Here is a 481-nt window from a genome sequence, read left to right on the forward strand (position 1 = left end):
GGAAACCAGCGCGCCATGTCGCTGGCTTCAAAGCTGCCTGCCTGACCTTGAAAGGCGATGGCTTCCAGTGCCTGCTGCATTTCCTTGGCGTCAGTGATCTTGGCGTTTTGCCCTAGGGCGTTGATCATCTTCGCCGTTTCCGCACTGCCCGAACCTTGGCCCACCACGAACTTGGCCGCCACCGGCGCGTATTCCAGCGCCTTGGCCAAGTCCATGCCGGCACCCACTAGTTCGTTGACCACGTTGGCCACTTCGTTGCGGGCCAAGCCGGTGTCGCGCGATGTGGAGATGATGGTGCGCGACATCTGTTGTTCTTGCGGGGCATTGGCCACCCCGGCCTTGATCGCGATGTCACGGATGATTGCGTTGTAATCGGCGCTGACTTTGGTCGGGACGGCCAGTGCGGCCACGCCGACAGCGGCCTTGCCAATGCTGCTTTTGACCGTGGCCCGGCCTTGGTTAATTTGCATGTGACCTTTGG

1 protein-coding gene is annotated in these 481 nt (G+C 60.9%); it reads right to left on the bottom strand.

The window, feature by feature from the left end:
- Positions 1-481, bottom strand: a 481-nt coding sequence (locus GHO25_RS25760) for a phage tail tape measure protein (RefSeq protein WP_178110259.1), incomplete at both ends; no start/stop codon positions are given.

The organism is Pseudomonas sp. FSL R10-1350 (genome assembly GCF_009600525.1).
Lineage (GTDB): Bacteria > Pseudomonadota > Gammaproteobacteria > Pseudomonadales > Pseudomonadaceae > Aquipseudomonas > Aquipseudomonas helleri.